The sequence below is a fragment of the Planococcus soli genome (assembly GCF_016881065.1).
Lineage (GTDB): Bacteria > Bacillota > Bacilli > Bacillales_A > Planococcaceae > Planococcus > Planococcus soli.
Genome location: NZ_WXYN01000016.1, coordinates 375962 through 394416, shown reverse-complemented (window position 1 = coordinate 394416; position 18455 = coordinate 375962). Strand labels below are relative to the sequence as shown.

The window sequence follows — 18455 nt, the reverse complement described above, 5'->3', positions numbered from 1 at the left end:
GATGAACGCTCAAGCCATAGACCAATACTTTAAAGACCACCGGGAATCACACCTGGAAGAATTAAAAATGTTTTTGCGCATCCCTTCTGTCAGCTCTTTATCCGAGCATAAAGCGGATATGCAAAAAGGAGCAGAATGGCTGGTTGCTGCACTCGAAAGTGCTGGCTTGGAAAATGCTAAAATCGATAAGACTGACGGACATCCGGTGGTTTATGCTGACTGGCTCCATGCAGAAGGCAAACCGACAGTACTGATGTATGGCCATTACGACGTTCAGCCGGTGGATCCTCTTCATCTATGGGAATCAGCACCTTTTGAACCTCAAGTCCGCGACAACAAACTCTATGCCCGCGGCGCAAGTGATGACAAAGGCCAGGTTTTCATGCACATCAAAGCAATCGAGGCCCTTTTGAAAGTAGATGGCGAATTGCCGGTCAACATCAAATTGATCATCGAAGGCGAAGAAGAGATCGGCAGCCCCAACCTTCCGAAATATGTGGAAGAAAATCAGGAATTGCTGAAGGCCGATGTCATCATCATCTCCGATACCGGCATGCAAGGACCAGGACGACCGGCTGTCTGTTATGGCCTTCGCGGACTTGCAGGCATCCAAATCGACGTCAAAGGACCAAAAGGCGATTTGCATTCCGGACTATACGGCGGCGCTGTTCAAAATCCGCTGCATGCCGTTGTAGAAATCCTCCAGTCGTTCCGCGACCAGGAAGGACTGATCCAAGTAGAAGGTTTTTATGACGACGTCCTTGAAGTTTCCGATAAAGAGCGTGAAGAGTTTGCGGCACTTGAGTTCGATCTAGAGCATGAGAAAAAAGAAATCGGCATTACAGAGGACTTTGGCGAGAAAGGTTATTCTTTCGTTGAACGTACGTGGATTCGCCCGACCCTAGAAGTCAATGGCATCACCGGCGGCTTTTCAGGCGAAGGCATCAAAACCGTCCTGCCTGCAGAAGCCAGCACTAAAATCACGTGCCGACTGGTGCCAAATCAGGATCCTGATGACATTGTAGCCAAACTAAAAGCGCATGTGAAGTCCCACAAGCCAGCAGGGGTAACCGTTGAGATTTCTGAGTTTGATAAAGGCAAACCGTTCCTGACGCCATATGACCACCCTGCCATCCAGGCAGCTGGCCGCTCCTACGAGAAAGTCTATGGTGTGCCGACCGCGTTTACACGAATGGGGGGATCGATTCCGATCGTCGCGGCATTCGACGAAATTCTCGGCTTGCCTGTCGTCTTGATGGGCTTCGGACTTGCATCTGAAAACTTCCATGCACCAAATGAGCATTTCCATCTGGAGAATTTCGATAAAGGGCTTCGCGTCATCAGCGATTATCTTTTTGAAGCTTCTGAATTAAAATAGTCTTTTCCATAAAGGCCTTCCCGTTATGCAGGGGAGGCCTTTATACTCTATTCATATTGCAATGCAAGGGGGATTCCTAATGATTGTTTACTGGCTGCTTTCGTATGTTATCGGGAATTTTTTGACGGCGTGGTGGATCGGCAAATGGAAAGGCATCGATTTGCGGCAACAGCGCAGCGGCAATCTTGGGGCCAGAAACGCTGGCGCCACTCTTGGCAAATCAGCCTTTTTGCTGACTTTTCTCGGTGATGCCGGCAAAGGCGCGCTCGTGGTCTGGCTCGGATTTGTTTTTGAGTTTTCTATTTGGGAAATAGCTGTGGCAGGCTTGGCCGTCATTTTGGGCCATTTGTTCCCTTTTTGGCTCAAATACCGCGGCGGAAAAGGAATTGCTGCTTTTATCGGTGTAACGTTCTGTTTGACACCGGATTTATTTTTGGCGATGTTCATCCTGTTTTTCGCATTTTTCCCTTGGTTCAAAAGCGCGACTTTATCCATGCTTGCCAGCTTTGCAGGCTTTATCGCCATGTCGGTCATTCTTCAAGTTTGGCTCATTACCTGGCCGTTAATTGCCGCCATTATTATTATTGTGATTAAGCACAAAGGGGATATCGAAGAATCGTTCAATAGCCGGTTTCGCTCATCTTCTGTCTAGAAAGTGCAGTTTATTCGACTATTACTATCGCTCAAATATTATACATGTTATAGTTTTTATAATCTAACTATTCTAAAAAAGGGGAGTTTTTGTATGAAGAAACCGATTGCATGGGTTATAGATACGACAGGATTTGTAACAGAGGAGTTTAAAGCACATCCGGACGTTTATATTGTTCCATTGAATATTCATTTCGGCACTGAAGAATTTATTGATGACGGTGTGGATTTGACGAATGATGAACTTTATCAGCGCATTAAAGATTCCGCTGACTTCCCCAAAACTTCGCAGCCCTCAGCCGGGAAATTTTCGGAACTGTACGACAAATTGAAAGAAGAATATGAATGTGCCATTGCTGTGCACGCTTCGGCAAAACTCAGTGGAACAATCGCTTCGTCTACTGCCGGTGCTGAAATGAGTGAATTCAAGGTTTATGCCGTCGATTCACTGGCATTGTCTTACGGTTTATCCGGTTTGATCGAGCGTGGCTTAAAGCTGCAGGAACAAGGAATTGGAGCTGAAGAAATTGCGCAGCGGCTTGAAAAGGAAACTGCGGATTTCCGAAACTATATATTAATTGGCAACCTTGCACAGCTTTATAAAGGCGGCCGAATGAGCGGTGCCCAATATTACCTGGGCAGCCTGCTGCAGATCAAACCGATTGTCCAACTTACCCCAGATGGTGAACTAAAGCCCATTGATAAAGTGCGGTCACATAAAAAGGCGATCCAGTATTTGATCAACCACGCCAAAAAGGATTATGAGGAGCACGGAGTCCGGAAATTCCAAATCATGCACGGACATGTGACCAATGAAGCCGAAAGTCTTAAGCAGGAAATACTGAAAGAAATGCCGGATGCTGACATTTTAATCGGCGACTTAAGTTCTTCGCTTGCCGTCCATGCAGGGGAAGGCACTCTCGCTTTCCAGTGGCGACGGGAAGCTTTGTAGAATCATTTTATGACTAATGACGGATAAAGCCATTCAATTTTCAGACTTTTCGGCTGAACTCCTCGGTCCCAACCGGATATTACACCTTTGTTCTGCTACAATAAGAGTAGAAGAATGATGGTGAGGTGGATTTAATGCAACATGTAGAACGAGAGCTTACTGAATTTGTAAAACTTTGTGATGCAAGAGGCCAATTAAATCCAAAAGCTATTGGATATGCTAAACAGCCACTGGTGAAAAGCAACTTAAGCGGGAATTTCATGCGCAAGAAAAAATGGAATTACTGGTGTGTCTTTGGGGATGAGATTCTATTTTCGGCAACAATTTCTCATCTGGATTATGCCACTGTCTGTTTTGTTTATTTCCTTAATTACGAAACGCAGCGTTTTTATGAGAAAACTGTTGTGATTCCATACACGCGCCAAGTGAAATTATCTGAAAATGCGCTGGATCCCTGCCATTTTCGCAGTGATTCCATGACCATCGAGTCCATTTTCAGCCAGGATGCAACACATTTAACTGTCAGCGTCAAAGAGTTTGACGGCGAGGATTTGGAAGCAATTCTGGTTATTTCACACCCTAAGGATTACGAATCCTTGAACGTGGTCGTTCCCTGGAATCGCCAAACCTTCCAATTTACAGGAAAGCATACTTCGCTTCCGGTCACGGGGATGGTCAAAATCGGAAGTCAGCGTTTTGAATTTGAAAAACTGGACAGCTTTGCTGTATTGGATTATGGGCGCGGCATTTGGCCCCGGGAATCTCTCTGGAATTGGGGAATGGCTTCTCAGCGTTCACTGGGGAAAGTGATTGGTTTGAATTTGGGGGGCAAATGGACCGATGGCACTGGAATGACGGAAAATGCTTTTTTTGTGAACGGCAAGATGACGAAAATTCATGAAGATGTCCTGTTTCATTATGATCGGGAAGACTTCAAAAAACCGTGGCTAATCCACAGCAAATTTTCCGATGATGTCCAGCTGACGTTTTCCCCTTTTTTCGAACGTGTATCCAAAACAGATATGCGGCTCGTCAAATCGGAAGTCCACCAGCTTTTCGGCTATTATGACGGTTATGTCCGCTACGCCAATGGCAAAAAACTAAAAATTACCCGTCTTCTCGGTTCTATTGAGGAGCATTACGCGAAATGGTAATATGAAAGCCGAATTGGAGGATTCCAATTCGGCTTTTCATATTAATATAGAAATTTTAAGAAATCGCTTTATAATGCTGCTTTCTGCGGGCTAAGCTACAAATAGAAGACTGATTCTTCATTTTTCCTCATATGATTCTTTTAACTCAAAATGTGCCAGCATTTTTTCCGGATGATCGGTAAAGATTCCATGCACACCAATTTTATGCAATTCTTCTACGTAGTTTACATCGTTGACTGTATAAACATAGACAATAGCACCTTTTCGCAGTGCATCAGTGGTCATTCTTCTGAAAGCCGATGGCAGAGATATATGGATTCGCTTCGTGCCAATGACACGTGCGTAATCATAGACATCCACCAGCACTTCAAAAGTCAAAATGGCACTTTCCACTTGTTTTCCTTGCACCACTGACTGTATGTCTTCGTGATTAAAAGAAGAAATCAGCACACGATCCGTGAATCCGCGTTTGGCGGCCAAATCGATCACTTTATCGGCTAAGCCGTCATAAGGAAAAACATCAGTCTTTAGCTCGATATTCAGCCTGTGATTGGTTTCTTCAAAAATATCAAATATTTCGTCCAAGGTCGGAATTTTTTCATCGCTCCATTCCTCAGAACGCCAGGATCCGCAGTCCAACTCTTTCAACTCTTTTAAGGTCATGTCTTTCACATAGCCTTTGCCGTTTGTAGTGCGATTGACTTTTTCATCATGAATGACGACAATCTCGCCGTCTCTCGTTAAGTGCACATCAATCTCGACACCTGTAATCGGCAATTCAGCCGCTGCCTGAAAAGCCGCAATTGTATTTTCCGGATAGGTGCCTGAGCAGCCTCTATGCGCATATATTTTCACAAAACCCCTCCTAAATATCTGTCCGTATTTCCCAAAGCTCCGGGAAAAAGTATTGATCCAAAACTTTTTTTAAATAATTGACTCCTGATGAGCCGCCAGTCCCTTGCTTGAAGCCTATTACCCGCTCTACAGTCTTCATATGGCGGAAGCGCCATTGCTGGAGCCAGTCTTCGATGTCCACTAATTTCTCTGCCAGCTGATAAAGCTCCCAATGCGTATCCACATCGCGGTAAACCGTCTTCCAGGCGTCGCGCACGCTTTCGTTGGATTCATAGACCATGCTGACATCCCGCTGCAGCACTTCGTCGTCGATGGCAAACCCGCTTCGGGCCAGTTTTTGAATCGCTGCATCGTAAAGGCCTGGCGCATTGAACGCTTGCTCAAGCTCAGCGTGCAGCGGCGCATCTTTTTCATAGATCTTCAGCACATGCTTGGTTTTATAGCCTAGGGCAAATTCGATCATGCGGTACTGATAGGACTGGAATCCGCTGGAATTGCCCAAATCATCGCGGAATTCCATATATTCAGCAGGTGTCAATGTCGACAGAACATCCCATCCTTGGATAATTTGGGACTGGATCCGCGACACCCGTGCCAACTGCTTGAACGCCGGCTGCAGATCATCTTTATGAATATTGTCGATGGCCGCCCGCAATTCATGCAAAATCAGTTTCATCCACAGTTCAGATACTTGATGGATGATGATGAACAAAGTTTCATCATGGTGCCCGCTGACTCCGTCCTGAGCTGTCAACAATTTGTCCAGATGAAGATAGTCACCGTAAGTCATGCTTTCCTTAAAATCTGTGCGGATGTTCTTTTCGGATGCTGCGGCGATGTTTTGCCCATTTTCGTAGTTGTTCATCAAAGTCGCTCCGTTCGTTCTCGGCTTTGGCTCTGCTGCTCTCAGTTGATACCTCTTCTATAACCGGTCGACTAAGCACTGAAATCCGGGAAACACTAAGTATAAGCTATATGAATGGATAGAATTAGGCAATACTTAATAAAACCGGTGCTTCGGCTGTTTTGCTTTTTACAACGTGCCACGTTTCCAGTAGGAAATGGTTTGTACCTGCCGGAAGCCCGATCCTTCATAGACATGCAATGCTTGATTGTTTGTTTCAACATCCAATAGTACTCTTTTCAGCCTGCGTTGAAACGCCAAATTCCGGCTCCATTTTAAGAACTGTTTACCGTAGCCCTGGCCCTGCTGTTCGGGATGAATGGCAAAAGCCGTCACCCATAAGCTCTTTTCTTCGGTTACAAGCGTTGCAGTGCCAATCAGCTGCTGGCCTTTCTGAAGCAGCCAAATCTCTCTTTCCGGATCTATCATATTATGTTCCATAATTGGCAAAACCGAGTCATCAAACGCAGCTGTCAACAGCTCCGCCAATTGGACTGCTTGTCCCGCATATGGAACCACTGCTAGGTCTTCAGGCAGGCTGTCGTCTGGCAAAGGCTCTGCAGAAAGCAGGATTTCATTAAAGTCCGGGCGATACCCGATACTTTCCATAAATGCAGCGATGTCCACCTCATCGACGAAAGCCACCAACTCGCTTTCCGCCTGCCGCTGAGCCAACGCATGAGAAACACCATCTGCCAAAGCTGTTCCAAGTGACAGCCTGCGGTAATCCGGGTGGACAAAAAGCGACCACTCGTAATGATGCAGCCCGACCAGATCGGCAGCAGCGGCAAAACCGATCAACTCTTCCCGCTCCGTATAAGCTATCACCGCAAATCCTCTTGAATCGGCTGTCCTCCATAAGGATGGATGAAGAACCGTTCTATGCTCAGCTGGCAAGTCGCCCAACAGCTGCTCCATGTCGTCGGCCGTTTGTTCATCTAGTGGAAATGAAACGATTGATAACGACAAATCCATCTTGCGACCTCCTATCGATACAAATTCCGCTAAAGCGGTTTGTAGAACAAGTTCTTCCTGTCCAATAGTTCCCTGTATTTCATCCTATCATAGAGCGACAGAAATCGGTATTAGACAAAAAATGCTTTAAACACCCAAAAGCCTGCTCCGCATTTCCGGAACAGGCTTTTTTATCCCGCTGTGGCAAACTTTTTACAACTTCGCATCTTCCAGCATATTGGCGTAAATGCCGTTTTCATTCAACAACTGCTGCTGCGTACCCGATTCGACCAGCCGACCCATTTCCATGACCAATACCAAATCGGCTTTTCGCACCGTATTCAAACGATGGGCGATGACAAAGCTTGTACGCCCCGCCATGAGCCGCTCTAACGCTTCCTGTATCTTCAATTCAGTGACGGTATCGATGCTGCTCGTTGCTTCGTCCAGCAGCAGAATGACAGGATCCGCAATCAACGCACGGGCGATCGACAGCAATTGCTTTTGGCCTTGGCTGATCATCGATCCGTCGCCAGTCAGAATCGTGTCGTAGCCATCTGGCAGCTTTTCGATAAAGTCATGCGCGTTGGCCCCTTTTGCCGCCTTCACCACTTCTTCATCGGTTGCATCCAATTTGCCGTAACGGATGTTGTCGCTGACCGTCGCTTCAAACAGGAACGGATCCTGCAGCACGAAAGCGATTTGTTTGCGCAATGTTTCACGTGGCATTGCGGCAATCGGCGTGCCATCCAGACGGATCTCGCCTTCATTGGCGTCATAAAAGCGCGCCAATAATTGCATGATGGTTGTTTTCCCAGCTCCGGTTGCCCCTACAAGTGCTGTTGTTTGGCCAATGCCAACGGAAAAACTGACGTCGCGAATGGTCCAATCTTCTTCCGCCCCTTCGTATTTAAATGAAACCTGATCGAAAACGACTTCTCCTTCCAACTGCTTATCCTCATTCAAGACCTGGTCGTCTTTCTCCTCTGTCTCATCCATAATCGAGAAAACCCGTTCAGCGCCGGCTATTGCAGACAATACTGTATTAAATTGATTGGCCAAGTCGTTTAACGGACGTGTAAACTGCCGGGAATACTCGGTGAAGATGACAATAACGCCGATCGACACAGAACCATTGAGTGCCAGGATTCCCCCAACACCCGCTACAATGGCAAAGCTTCCATTGTTAAGGAAGTTCATCACTTTCGGAATAAACCCGGCATAGGTCCATGCCCAAAATCCGGCATGGCGAAGCCGCTCGCTTTTTTCTCGGAATTCTTCCATGACGCGGGGTTCCTGTGAAAATGCTTTGACGATTTTCTGGCCGGAAATGGTTTCTTCGATCATGCCGTTCAGCTCGCCAATCGCTTTTTGCTGTTCTTTATAGAGCCGCCCTGTACGCTTGGTGATCCATTGAATCGAGATGTACATGAGCGGAATAATGATTAAGGTCAATAAAGTCAATAAGGGACTTAATGTCAGCATGACAATGGCCGTACCGGTCAACGTCAAAATGCTGGAAAACACTTGGATAAACGATGTATTCAATGTTGCAGAAACGTTTTCAATATCATTGGTCATTCGGCTCATCAATTCTCCATGCTGCCGCTTGTCAAAAAACGTCACCGGCAATCGCTGAAGGTGCGAAAAAAGCCGTGTCCGCATGCGGAAAATCACTTGCTGGGCGATTCCCACCATCCAAAAGTTCTGCAAATACAAGGAGACGGAATGGCCAATATAGACCAATACAAGCCACAGCACAACGATTCCCATCCCATCAAAACTCTGCGGAACAATATATTCATCAATGATAAAGCCAACTAAATAAGGACCAAGCAGCGCCAAAGCCGAGCTGACAAACACCAGCGCCAATACGACAATCAACAAGAATCGCTGTTCGTCGACCAGCTTCCAAACTTTTAACAAGGTTGATTTCCAGTTTTCAGCACGCTCAGACTTTTTCTCTTTCTTTTTGTTCAAATCTTCTTTTGTCAAAATCGGTTCATGTCCGAAAGGGCGGCGAATGGCATTAAACATATTCATCAACCTCCTCTTCTTGTTGGGACATGGCAATCTGGCGATACAGTTCTGAGCTCTTCAACAGCTCTTCATGAGTTCCGTAAGCCGAGATGCTGCCATCTTCCAAGAGCAGAATGCGGTCGGTTCTCATTGCCGTCCGTATTTTTTGAGTCACTACAAGCATCGTTGCCGCTTCCCGGTCCAGCTCTTCCCAAAGAGCCGCTTCGGTTTTGACATCGAGCGCACTGGTGCTGTCATCCAAAAGTAAAATGGACGGTTTGCGCACCAGGGCACGGGCGATGGACAAACGCTGTTTTTGGCCCCCCGATAAATTGACGCCTTTTTGTCCGACCCGGGTAAAATAGCCTTTCGGAAAACGCTCCACCGTTTCGTGGATCTGCGCTTTAGCCGCTGCGTCAGCCAACTCTTCCTGCACGACTTCATCTTTCCCCCAGGACAGATTATTGGAAATCGTTCCGGTAAAAAGAAGCGACTGCTGCGGCACAATGCCGATTGTTTTGCGCAGCGCGCGAAGCGACCAGTCTGTGACGTCTCTGCCGTGCACAGATACCGTACCTTCGGTGGCGTCGTAAAAGCGCGGCAGCAACTGCAGCAAGGAAGACTTCCCAGAGCCTGTTGCTCCCATGATGGCCAGTTTTTCATTGGCCTTCAAATGGAATGAAACATTTTGAAGAACGGGCTGCGAACTTTCAGGATATGTGAATGATACATGATCAAACCGCACTTCCCCGCGGCGGAGGGCTTTAACCTCTCCGATTTCTTCTTTTTCACGAATATCTTCTGCCAGCAGCACTTCTTCAATCCGTTCAGAAGATGCTTTTGCACGGGCGAAAATCATGATGATGAATGAGAACATTGTAAAAGCACCGGTCATGCGCATTGCATAATTGACAACGGCGACCAGCTCACCAATCTGGGCTCCCCCACTGCGAATTTCAAATGCCCCGAACCACAAAACGGCCAATAATGATAAATTCATGCCGAATAATAAAATCGGCAAAATGATTTCCATGATTCTGAAGGCTTTTACCGTATCGATTTTCAAGGAATCCGCCACTTCAGAAAAGCGGTTCGCTTCATATTTACCACGTAAGTAAGCTTTGATCAGACGCACTGCCTGAAGGTTTTCCTGGACAATGCGGTTGACGCGGTCCAGGCGTTTTTGGACAAAACCAAAATAGCTGACGCCTTTTTTGACCATGACGTATAGAAAAATGAGCAGAAACGGAAAGACGATGACCAAATAGAAGGCCAATTTGGGATTGACGACAAACGCCATAATCATGCTTCCTACTACGAGCAAAGGCGCCCGCAGCATGATTCGCAGCCCCATATAGAGGACCTGCTGGACCATCGTAACATCACTGGTCAACCGGGTAATCAAACCGGAAGCCGGGAATTTATTGAACATGGCCAGTGAAAAGGATTGGATCCGTCCGTACAATGCCTGACGAAGATCAAAAGAAAAGCTTTGCGATGCGTGCGCAGCAAAATACGAATTGATGATTCCCGAAGCAAATGCGATGACGGATAACGCCATCAAGACGATTCCTAATTGGATGATGACATCCTGGTCCCTTTCCACAATTCCTTGGTCGATAATGCTGGCGATGACAAGCGGCTGCAGCAATTCAACAGTCAATTCCAGAAGCATTAAAATCAACGCGATCACGATGTAAAATTTATATGGTTTAGCGTATGAAAATACCGTTCTCATGGGAATGCCTCCTAAACGTTTCGAAACTCGAACCTTTGTATAGAATAGTATGCCATAATTTTCAGATATCGAATAGGAATTTCTATTTAAACCAGAAAAACGACGCCTCTTTGGGAGACATCGTTTTTCATAGATTGTTTCAGTTTGGAAGACGGGATTCGGCCTTCATAAATTGTTTTAGAAAAGTTTGCAGAAATCGCTCCAGTCGGACGCTTTCCGCGGGCATAGCCTTTTGCTCTCTCTGCTAGTTGTCCTCAATTAATAACAAAAAAGTTATTTTTTAATCAGTAGATGGAACAAAACAGCAGAGACCTTAAAGACAGCTGCTTTGAGCAGCAGTAAGCGCTCTGGTACTTCCAACTTCAACTATAAAATCAAGGCTCATCCGCCTGCAGCTTTTTCTTTTTCGGATTGCCGGCCAGCGACAGCCAGGTAACAAAAACCAACATAGCAAGTGCACCGAATAGTTGAACAGGCGACAAAACCTGGCCAAACCAGAACATAGAAATGACCATCGCGGTCAACGGCTCTAGTGATGACAGGATGCTGGTTTCAACGGCGGTAATATAGCGCATGCTGCTGAGAAACAAGACGAAAGCGGCTGTTCCGATGACGATGATGGCCAGGATTGCGCCAATCACCGGAAGTTCGGTGAGGATCGGCCATTCGTCCGAAAGAAAAATCGGGTTTACAAGTCCGAGAAAAATGCCGCCAAAAAGCATTGACCAGCCGACCACGAGCAACACTCCCCATTCTTGCATGAGGCGCGCAGGATATAAAGTATAGAAAGTAAAAGCCAGACCTACCAGGATGCCCCAGAAAAATGCTTGTCCGCTGATGATCAGCTGATCGGGTCTGCCATTTGTCAGCAGCAAAAACAATCCACCCAATGTTCCAGCCATGCCGATTATTTGATAGCTTGGCGGAATTTTTTTGTGAGTGATGGAAACAAACAAAATAATATAGACGGGGGCTAAAAATTGCATCAAAGTCGCCACTACCGCGTTGCTTGCTTCAATTGCTGCGACAAAGCTGTACTGGACACCGAGCATTCCCAGTATGGAGAAAATCAGCAGCGGACGAATCCAGGTTTTATTGCGGAAGATTGCTGTGACGCGGACGCCTTTCAGCTTCAGGAACAAGAGCAATAAAAGACCCGCCACGATTAAACGGATGGTTAAAAGAAACGGAACGGAAATGCCATAGATCTCCATGGTCCATTCCATTAAGGGTCCCGTGGCTCCCCATAGCATGGCCCCGATCAATATCATGGAAACTCCTTTTAAACGTTGCATGCCCCCACTCCTTTCAATAGAAAAACCAATCCCGAGAGATTGGCCTGTAATTATTTAAAATGATAGGTTCAACATTAACCCCACATAAAAACTGATGATAAATCCAACACTTAACAACAATGACAGCCATGCATTCAGCTGCCGGTAAAAACCTGCCAGCATCAAAAACAGCAACAGCAGGCTAAGCCCCATCAACAGCGAGCCGTTTAAGGTCAAATCCAATCCTGCTGTAAGCGGAATGTACAAAGGGCCTGCCAATTCTTCAATCAGCCACCCGCCGCCTTCAATCCTCAGCGTATCATTAACATCGTGAGGCGGTGCCTGCTTGCTCATAAAAGCGGTAAAGATAAAGACGATCAGCAGCAGGAGGCTTTCTACTTTCAGCCAAGCCTGCTGAAAAACTTTTTGCTTATTGAGAAACCCGTTGATCAAAGCTGCCATCAGCACCGGTATAATGCTGAGATGTTTTAGGAGGAGCAATTGTCCATAAGGCAAAGCCCAGGAATTGGCGTAATCGGCCGGAGCCACAAAAAAGAACATGATGACAACTCCGCTGGCCATTACCGCTGCTACACAGAAAAACGCAAACGGTGTGAACCATGCCAGAAACCGCTCCCAGTTCATCCCTTCTTTTGCAAACCATGCCACGTGGAGCAGCACACCAGCCCACATCGCCATAAAAAGAATATGGATGGAGTGCAGCGCAAATCCAGCCCACAGGTCAAGAGTCGAAATGTGGCTGTAGAATCCGACAGTCAGAATCAGCAGGAACAAATAAAGCGCCTGGATATAACGGCTGCCCCCCAAATAAATGGTTATAGCAAGGATAATTCCGAGCAGCAAGGTGATCAGCCATCCTTGGCCAACGCGAAATCCAGTAATGGCATTCAGGTAAGATTCGCTCCACCCCTGGCTGCTTTGAAGAAATACAGCCAGTTCATAGACCGGACCAAATGACAGAAAAATAATTCCAGCTGTGCTGAGCAGCAGCAAAACCTTCGAAGTGGATAGCCTCGGTTTCCGGTCCTCGGGCACAAATTGCAGCACAACGGAGCCCGCCAAATATGAAAAGGCAATATACAGCAAGACATCGGCAAATGCAGTGAAAAATATCATTTTTTCTTCGTCAGCAATTTATAGATTCCGAAAATCACTAAAGCAGCAGCCAGCACAAGCACAGTGGTTACAAGCAGATTGCTGCCTTCTTCAGCTGCTTCCGGAGCTGCCCCTTCCTCTGAAGCCGACACAGATTGTTCTGCTGGCTCTTCAGCTTTCTCTTCTGTAGCCGGAGCTGTTACCGGTTCTTCCTCTGCCTCCACAGAAACACTAAAAGCAATTTCTCCTTCGATGGGATGGCCGTCTTCTCCAATAATGTTCCAAAGAATACGGTAGTTTCCATTAGCCAGTGGTTCACTAAACTCACCAGCCATTGAATCCTCAGCTACCATGATGCTGTCAAATTCGAATGCTTCGCTTTCTCCTTCGACTGACATTGTGCTGCCTTCTTCAATTCTTGTTCCAAAAACCAACTGCACCTCATCCAAAGCTTGGGTAATAGTTTCTCCTTCTGCCGGTGTCGATGACAATAATGTTGTATGCGCTTGAACCGAAAAAGGCAAAATTAGTATCAGGAATAATATTACAAAAAATTTTTTTAACATTTTCTTACCTCTATTTTCATATGATTTATGCCTATTCTCTCACGATTGTCAAGGAAAGGATAGTGAAAAATCCGTGAATTTCCTATAGAGATTATTTTGAAAAGGATGACGATAGACCTTTTCTTCTCTATAATGAAAGTACACTACGGTTAAGGAGCGTCAAAGAATGAGCGAATTGCAAGGAAAATTAGCTGACACCCTCGTTTTTAACCATATTCCTTTCCCCATCATCATCATAGACCAAGACGGCTTGATTGCATGGTGCAACCAGCATGCCGAGCACGTTTTTCAAATAGAATCCGAAGCGGTCAAAGGCCAGCTTTCTCCTTATATGAATCCTGAAAAAGCAGCGTTAAGCAAGCATTCATGGGAAAAACTACTGCATACTGAGGAACCGGTTAAATTTGAAGATGTGGAAATAGAATTGGGCGATGGAATAAAGGCCTATACAACAGTTGTAGCCAAGTCCTACACTTCAAACAATGAACAGTACGTCATGACGATCTATGAATTGGACGAAGGCGATGAAGAGGGATCTGCCCCTAAAGAATTAAACCATTTGCGCAATGGTCTGGATGACTCTTTCATGCTGCTTTATTTTGATCAGGAATTTTTGATTACATATGCGAATCCCCTATTTTTGAAATTGAGCAAGTGGACGCCAAAACGGATCTTAGGCAAGCCGGTCTGGCACATGTTTGGAGATGGTGAGGCGGATGTCAAATTTGTCGATTCCATTCTATCCACGTTAAGAGAAGGCAATGTCTGGAACGGCGAAGCGAAAAAAGTAAAAAAAGATGGCGAAGTTTATTGGGTGGATCTGACAGCCATCCCGATGCAGCTTTCCAGCGATGATACGTACTACATTTTCCTGGAAAAAGATATAACTGCCAATAAGAAAGCTCAGCAGCATCTCGAGGAAATCGCCTTTATCGATCCGGTAACAGGGTTAGAAAACCGGCACCGGCTTGAGCAAGTGGTCAATGAATATATAGAAGAAGGACGCCACTTCTCCTTCATTTTTCTGGATATTGACCGTTTTTATACTTTGCAGGATGTGTCAGACACAGACACTGAAAACGAATTGCTCATTGAATTCACGAAACGGCTGCGAATGTATTTTTCCGACTCCATTATTACACGCGCCGGACTGCATGAATTTGCATTGGTGACGCCACTGAGCAATTGGTTTATCGAAGGCTTTCTTCATTACCTTAAACAGCATCCGATCTACCTGCAGGGTACGGCGGTGCCAATGACCATCAGCGGCGCCATCACTAAATATCCTGAAGACCAGCAAAGCTTTATGCATTTGATCAAAGCTTCTTATGCCACCATCAAAAAAGTAAAAGATCGGGGCGGAAGTGCCATTTCCGCACTGACATCCGACGACCATGAACGTTTGAACCGCAAAGCTCTTATCGAAAAACGGCTGATCTATGCATTGGACCGCAAAAACTTGCAGCTCTTGTATCAGCCACAGGTAAACTTGAACAACGGCAAGGTTGAACGCGTAGAAGCTTTGGTGCGTTGGACGGATTCAGAAATCGGCGTAGTTACACCCGATGAACTGATTCCCATTGCAGAAGAAAATGGTCTGATCAATGAAATCGGCAGCTTTGTCATTGAAACTGCCTGCAAGCAATTGAGTGATTGGGAATCCAAAGGCATTGATCTGCAAATCAGCATCAACTCTTCCATCCGTGAGTTCCGAGACAAGGACATGGCAAAAATGCTGCTCGAGCAGTTGAAGATCAATAATTGCAAAGCCAGCTCATTAATGATTGAAATCACTGAGAAATTCGCTCTTGAAGCAGAGGCCGAACGTTCAATCATGACTCAGATGAAAACACTTCACCAAGAAGGCATCAGTTTTGCATTAGATGACTTTGGAACTGGCTACGCTTCGTTCCGCTATATGCTTATGCTGCCAATATCTTCATTAAAGATAGATCAAATGATTATTCAGTCCATCACCAAGCAAGAAAAAATACAAAAGTTGATCAACGGCATGATTCAGTTTGGCAAGTCGCTTGACTTCCAAGTAACAGCTGAAGGTGTTGAAACCAACGAACAATTTGAACTACTGCGCGCTATGGGCTGTGACAGCCTGCAAGGCTACATCATCGGCCACCCGATGAATGCTCCAGACCTGGAAAAATGGCTGGGGTAACACAGAAAAGCGCAAGCTGCCATGTAGCCCCGACAAGCGCTGGAAGCCTTATCGGTAATGGCGATTTTTGCCATTGCTGATAAGGCTGAAGCGACTCGAGGGGCTGGCAGCTGGAGCTAGACAACACAGAAAAGCGCAAGCTGCCAAAGTTCAAACAACATGAAAAGCACATGAAAACATAAAAATGGGTCTGACTAACAAGAATCACTCTTGTGTCAGGCCCATTTTTCTTTGTATTCTTTTTGCCTGCCGCTTAAAGAACAGCTGCATCAGCACTTCCGCAAAAACCAGTCCCATCGCAACCGCGCCTGAAATCATCAGTGCTTCAGATGCAAATGCGATAGCTTCCAGGTAATTATGCTCAACAATATTTCGCATCGCATTATAAGCTTTGCTTCCCGGCACCAACGGAATAATTCCGGCGATGCTGAAAATGATCATCGGCATCCGAAATTTCTTAGCCAGCAAATGTGCCACAATTGAAACCACAAATGCTCCGGCAAAAGAAGCTTGTACGGAATCTTCGAAGACGAGGAAGAACGTGCGGTAGATGAGCCAACCGCTCATGCCGACTAGCCCACAGCTGATCAATGTTCTGCGCGGCGTATTGAAGATGACGCCGAATGCGCCAGCTGCCAAAAAGCTGAGAAATGCTTCCAATGGCCAGTTCATCCGATCTCCTCCTTAAAATGATAAAACAACCGCAATCCCGGCACCAATAGCGAACGCTGTTAAAAAAGCTTCGGCCCCTTTAGACAACCCAGACACAAAATGCCCTGCCATCAAATCCCGTACTGCATTGGTAATTAAGAGCCCTGGAACAAGCGGCATGATTGAGCCTATGATCAGGGTATCCAAATCTGTCGCGAATCCGCTATAAACCGCTATTGAAGCCAGTATTCCGACCACAAAAGAGCCTATAAATTCGGCAAATATTTTCACCCGTGTTTCTTCGAGAATGGTCTCGACTATGATAAAACCGATTCCTCCGAACACAAAAGCAAATGGAAGATCAATCCAGCTGCCCCCCAATAAAATCAGGAAACAGCCACTTGCTACTGAAGCTGCTAAAATCTGCAGCCATATATTGAATCGATAATTGGTTTGATCAATAATCAGCAGTTCATCGTAAGCCTGCTGCACTGTATATTCTCCGGCCACCAATTTCCGTGAAACGGAATTGACAAGGGCTACCCGTTCAAGATCGGTACTCCGGTTATTAATACGGACAAATCGTGTCGCCAGTTCTTCACTTGGAGAAAACATGATGCCTGTTGGCGTTACGAAGCAATGAGAGTTTACCATATTTTGTGAAACGGCCATTCGGATCATTGTATCTTCCACGCGGTAAGTTTCGGCACCGCTTTCCATCATGATTCGGCCAGCCAGCAAAAAACAATCCAACGCGAGTTCACGCCTGGTCTCTCCTATTTGTGTCACATGTTTCGCCCCTCTCGCAGTCGGTTTCAGTACCCATCATAACGCACATGGACAAAAAATTAAACGCCCCGACTCTGCGGGGCGTTTAATGGACTGCGAATTATGAGCCATTATGGCTTCAGTACAACTTTTGTACAGTTGTCCTGATGGTCATTAAAGATTTGATAAGCATCACTGGCATTTTCCAATGGCACAATATGTGAAATGATTTCGCGCGGATCAAACTCTCCGTTTTCGATTTTTTCATACAGCATCGGCATCAAATGGATCACTGGAGCCTGCCCCATCTTCATGGTGACATTCCGTTCAAATATATTGCCTAGCGGGAATTGGTTATACGTCAATCCGTAAACTCCGGTTAACTGGATTGTTCCAAACTTGCCGACAGCATCTTTGGCGATGTCAATGGCACTTAATGTACCGCCCTGAAGCATCAATTTTTGCTGAACAGCTTCTGCCGATGATTTTTTGCCGTCCATTCCGACGCAGTCGATGACAACATTTGCTCCACCTTGTGTAATTTCGTGGATCAATGCCCCTGTATTGTCATGCTTGCTGAAATCGACAATTTCAACATTGTTCATTTTTTTGGCAAGTTCCATTCTATATGGAATTTCATCAACCGCAATAACGCGGCTGGCACCTTGCATCCAAGCAAACTTTTGCGTCATTAATCCAATTGGGCCACATCCAAGGACAACGACCGTATCCCCTTTTTTAACGCCGGCATTTTCTACACTCCACCATGCGGTTGGCAAAACGTCTGACAGGAATAACAGCGATTCATCTTCCAGTTCAGAGGATTCCGGAATCAACAGAGGCATGAAATTTCCGTAAGGCACACGCAAATATTCGGCTTGTCCACCTGAATAATCACCATAGCGTTCCGTCAAACCAAAATATCCGCCGGTGTCAAAATGAGGGTTGTCATTCGAGTTGTCACATTGGCTTTCCATTTCGTTGCTGCAGTAAAAGCATTTCCCGCAGCTGACGTTAAAAGGAAGAACGATACGGTCCCCTTTTTTTACTTTGGTGACATCCGGTCCGACCTCTTCTACAATTCCCATTGGTTCATGTCCGATTACCGTGTCTTTTGTTGTCGGCAATGCACCTTGATAAATATGCAAATCCGTACCACATATAGCAGTTGAGGTGATTTTTACGATGATATCATCTTTTTTCTGAATTTCAGGATCTTTTACATTTTTCACCTGCATATTCTTTGCTCCTTGAAACGTTACTGCTTTCATCGATATCCCTCCAGTTATAGTTTTCAGAATA

16 protein-coding genes are annotated in these 18455 nt (G+C 45.9%); 5 read left to right on the top strand and 11 right to left on the bottom strand.

What is annotated here, in order from left to right; genetic code table 11:
• Position 1 precedes the first annotated feature (1 nt).
• The 4 genes from GJB59_RS09660 (at position 2) to GJB59_RS09645 (ending at position 4135) form a co-directional block, all read left to right on the top strand.
• Positions 2-1378, top strand: coding sequence for a dipeptidase (locus tag GJB59_RS09660; protein WP_142827055.1), 1377 nt, complete (start codon positions 2-4; stop codon positions 1376-1378).
• Between the two features lie 79 nt (positions 1379-1457).
• Positions 1458-2030 (top strand): glycerol-3-phosphate acyltransferase, encoded by a 573-nt coding sequence (locus GJB59_RS09655; RefSeq protein ID WP_142827054.1) that lies wholly within the window; start codon positions 1458-1460, stop codon positions 2028-2030.
• A gap of 93 nt (positions 2031-2123) precedes the next feature.
• Entirely contained in the window at positions 2124-2981 is an 858-nt protein-coding gene (locus GJB59_RS09650) for a DegV family protein (protein ID WP_142827053.1), read from the top strand.
• A 134-nt stretch (positions 2982-3115) separates the two neighbouring features.
• A complete protein-coding gene (locus GJB59_RS09645; RefSeq protein WP_142827052.1) occupies positions 3116-4135 on the top strand; it encodes a DUF2804 domain-containing protein in 1020 nt (339 codons plus the stop codon).
• A gap of 117 nt (positions 4136-4252) precedes the next feature.
• Here GJB59_RS09645 and GJB59_RS09640 read toward each other — a convergent pair whose 3' ends face one another.
• The 8 genes from GJB59_RS09640 to GJB59_RS09605 all read right to left on the bottom strand — a co-directional run bounded on the left by GJB59_RS09640 (position 4253) and on the right by GJB59_RS09605 (position 13561).
• Positions 4253-4990 carry a glycerophosphodiester phosphodiesterase family protein gene (locus tag GJB59_RS09640; RefSeq protein WP_142827051.1) on the bottom strand — a complete coding sequence of 246 codons (738 nt, stop codon included), beginning with the start codon at positions 4988-4990 and terminating at the stop codon, positions 4253-4255.
• 10 nt (positions 4991-5000) lie between these two features.
• Positions 5001-5855: a tryptophan 2,3-dioxygenase gene (gene kynA / locus GJB59_RS09635; RefSeq protein ID WP_142827050.1), complete on the bottom strand. Its 855-nt coding sequence runs from the start codon at positions 5853-5855 to the stop codon at positions 5001-5003.
• A gap of 168 nt (positions 5856-6023) precedes the next feature.
• Positions 6024-6869, bottom strand: a complete 846-nt coding sequence (locus GJB59_RS09630) for a GNAT family N-acetyltransferase (RefSeq protein WP_142827049.1) — start codon at positions 6867-6869, stop codon at positions 6024-6026.
• Positions 6870-7061: 192 nt separating this feature from the next.
• Positions 7062-8885 (bottom strand): ABC transporter ATP-binding protein, encoded by a 1824-nt coding sequence (locus tag GJB59_RS09625; protein ID WP_142827048.1) that lies wholly within the window; start codon positions 8883-8885, stop codon positions 7062-7064.
• Complete coding sequence (locus tag GJB59_RS09620) at positions 8878-10605, bottom strand: ABC transporter ATP-binding protein (RefSeq protein ID WP_142827047.1); 1728 nt, start codon at positions 10603-10605, stop codon at positions 8878-8880. The genes GJB59_RS09625 and GJB59_RS09620 overlap by 8 nt, the downstream gene beginning before the upstream one ends.
• A gap of 374 nt (positions 10606-10979) precedes the next feature.
• Positions 10980-11900 (bottom strand): DMT family transporter, encoded by a 921-nt coding sequence (locus GJB59_RS09615; protein ID WP_142827046.1) that lies wholly within the window; start codon positions 11898-11900, stop codon positions 10980-10982.
• A gap of 54 nt (positions 11901-11954) precedes the next feature.
• Positions 11955-13016, bottom strand: coding sequence for a CopD family protein (locus GJB59_RS09610; protein ID WP_142827045.1), 1062 nt, complete (start codon positions 13014-13016; stop codon positions 11955-11957).
• On the bottom strand, positions 13013-13561 hold the full coding sequence (locus GJB59_RS09605) for a copper resistance CopC family protein (RefSeq protein ID WP_142827044.1): 549 nt from the start codon (positions 13559-13561) through the stop codon (positions 13013-13015). The genes GJB59_RS09610 and GJB59_RS09605 overlap by 4 nt, the downstream gene beginning before the upstream one ends.
• A 166-nt stretch (positions 13562-13727) precedes the next feature.
• On the opposite strand from GJB59_RS09605, the gene GJB59_RS09600 reads away from it, so the two are divergent.
• Positions 13728-15734: a bifunctional diguanylate cyclase/phosphodiesterase gene (locus GJB59_RS09600; protein WP_142827043.1), complete on the top strand. Its 2007-nt coding sequence runs from the start codon at positions 13728-13730 to the stop codon at positions 15732-15734.
• A 204-nt stretch (positions 15735-15938) separates the two neighbouring features.
• Here GJB59_RS09600 and GJB59_RS09595 read toward each other — a convergent pair whose 3' ends face one another.
• The 3 genes from GJB59_RS09595 to GJB59_RS09585 form a co-directional block, all read right to left on the bottom strand.
• Positions 15939-16406 (bottom strand): threonine/serine exporter family protein, encoded by a 468-nt coding sequence (locus GJB59_RS09595; RefSeq protein ID WP_142827042.1) that lies wholly within the window; start codon positions 16404-16406, stop codon positions 15939-15941.
• 12 nt (positions 16407-16418) lie between these two features.
• Entirely contained in the window at positions 16419-17174 is a 756-nt protein-coding gene (locus GJB59_RS09590; RefSeq protein WP_142827041.1) for a threonine/serine exporter family protein, read from the bottom strand.
• Positions 17175-17284: 110 nt separating this feature from the next.
• On the bottom strand, positions 17285-18424 hold the full coding sequence (locus tag GJB59_RS09585) for a zinc-dependent alcohol dehydrogenase (RefSeq protein ID WP_142827040.1): 1140 nt from the start codon (positions 18422-18424) through the stop codon (positions 17285-17287).
• Between the last annotated feature and the right edge of the window lie 31 nt (positions 18425-18455).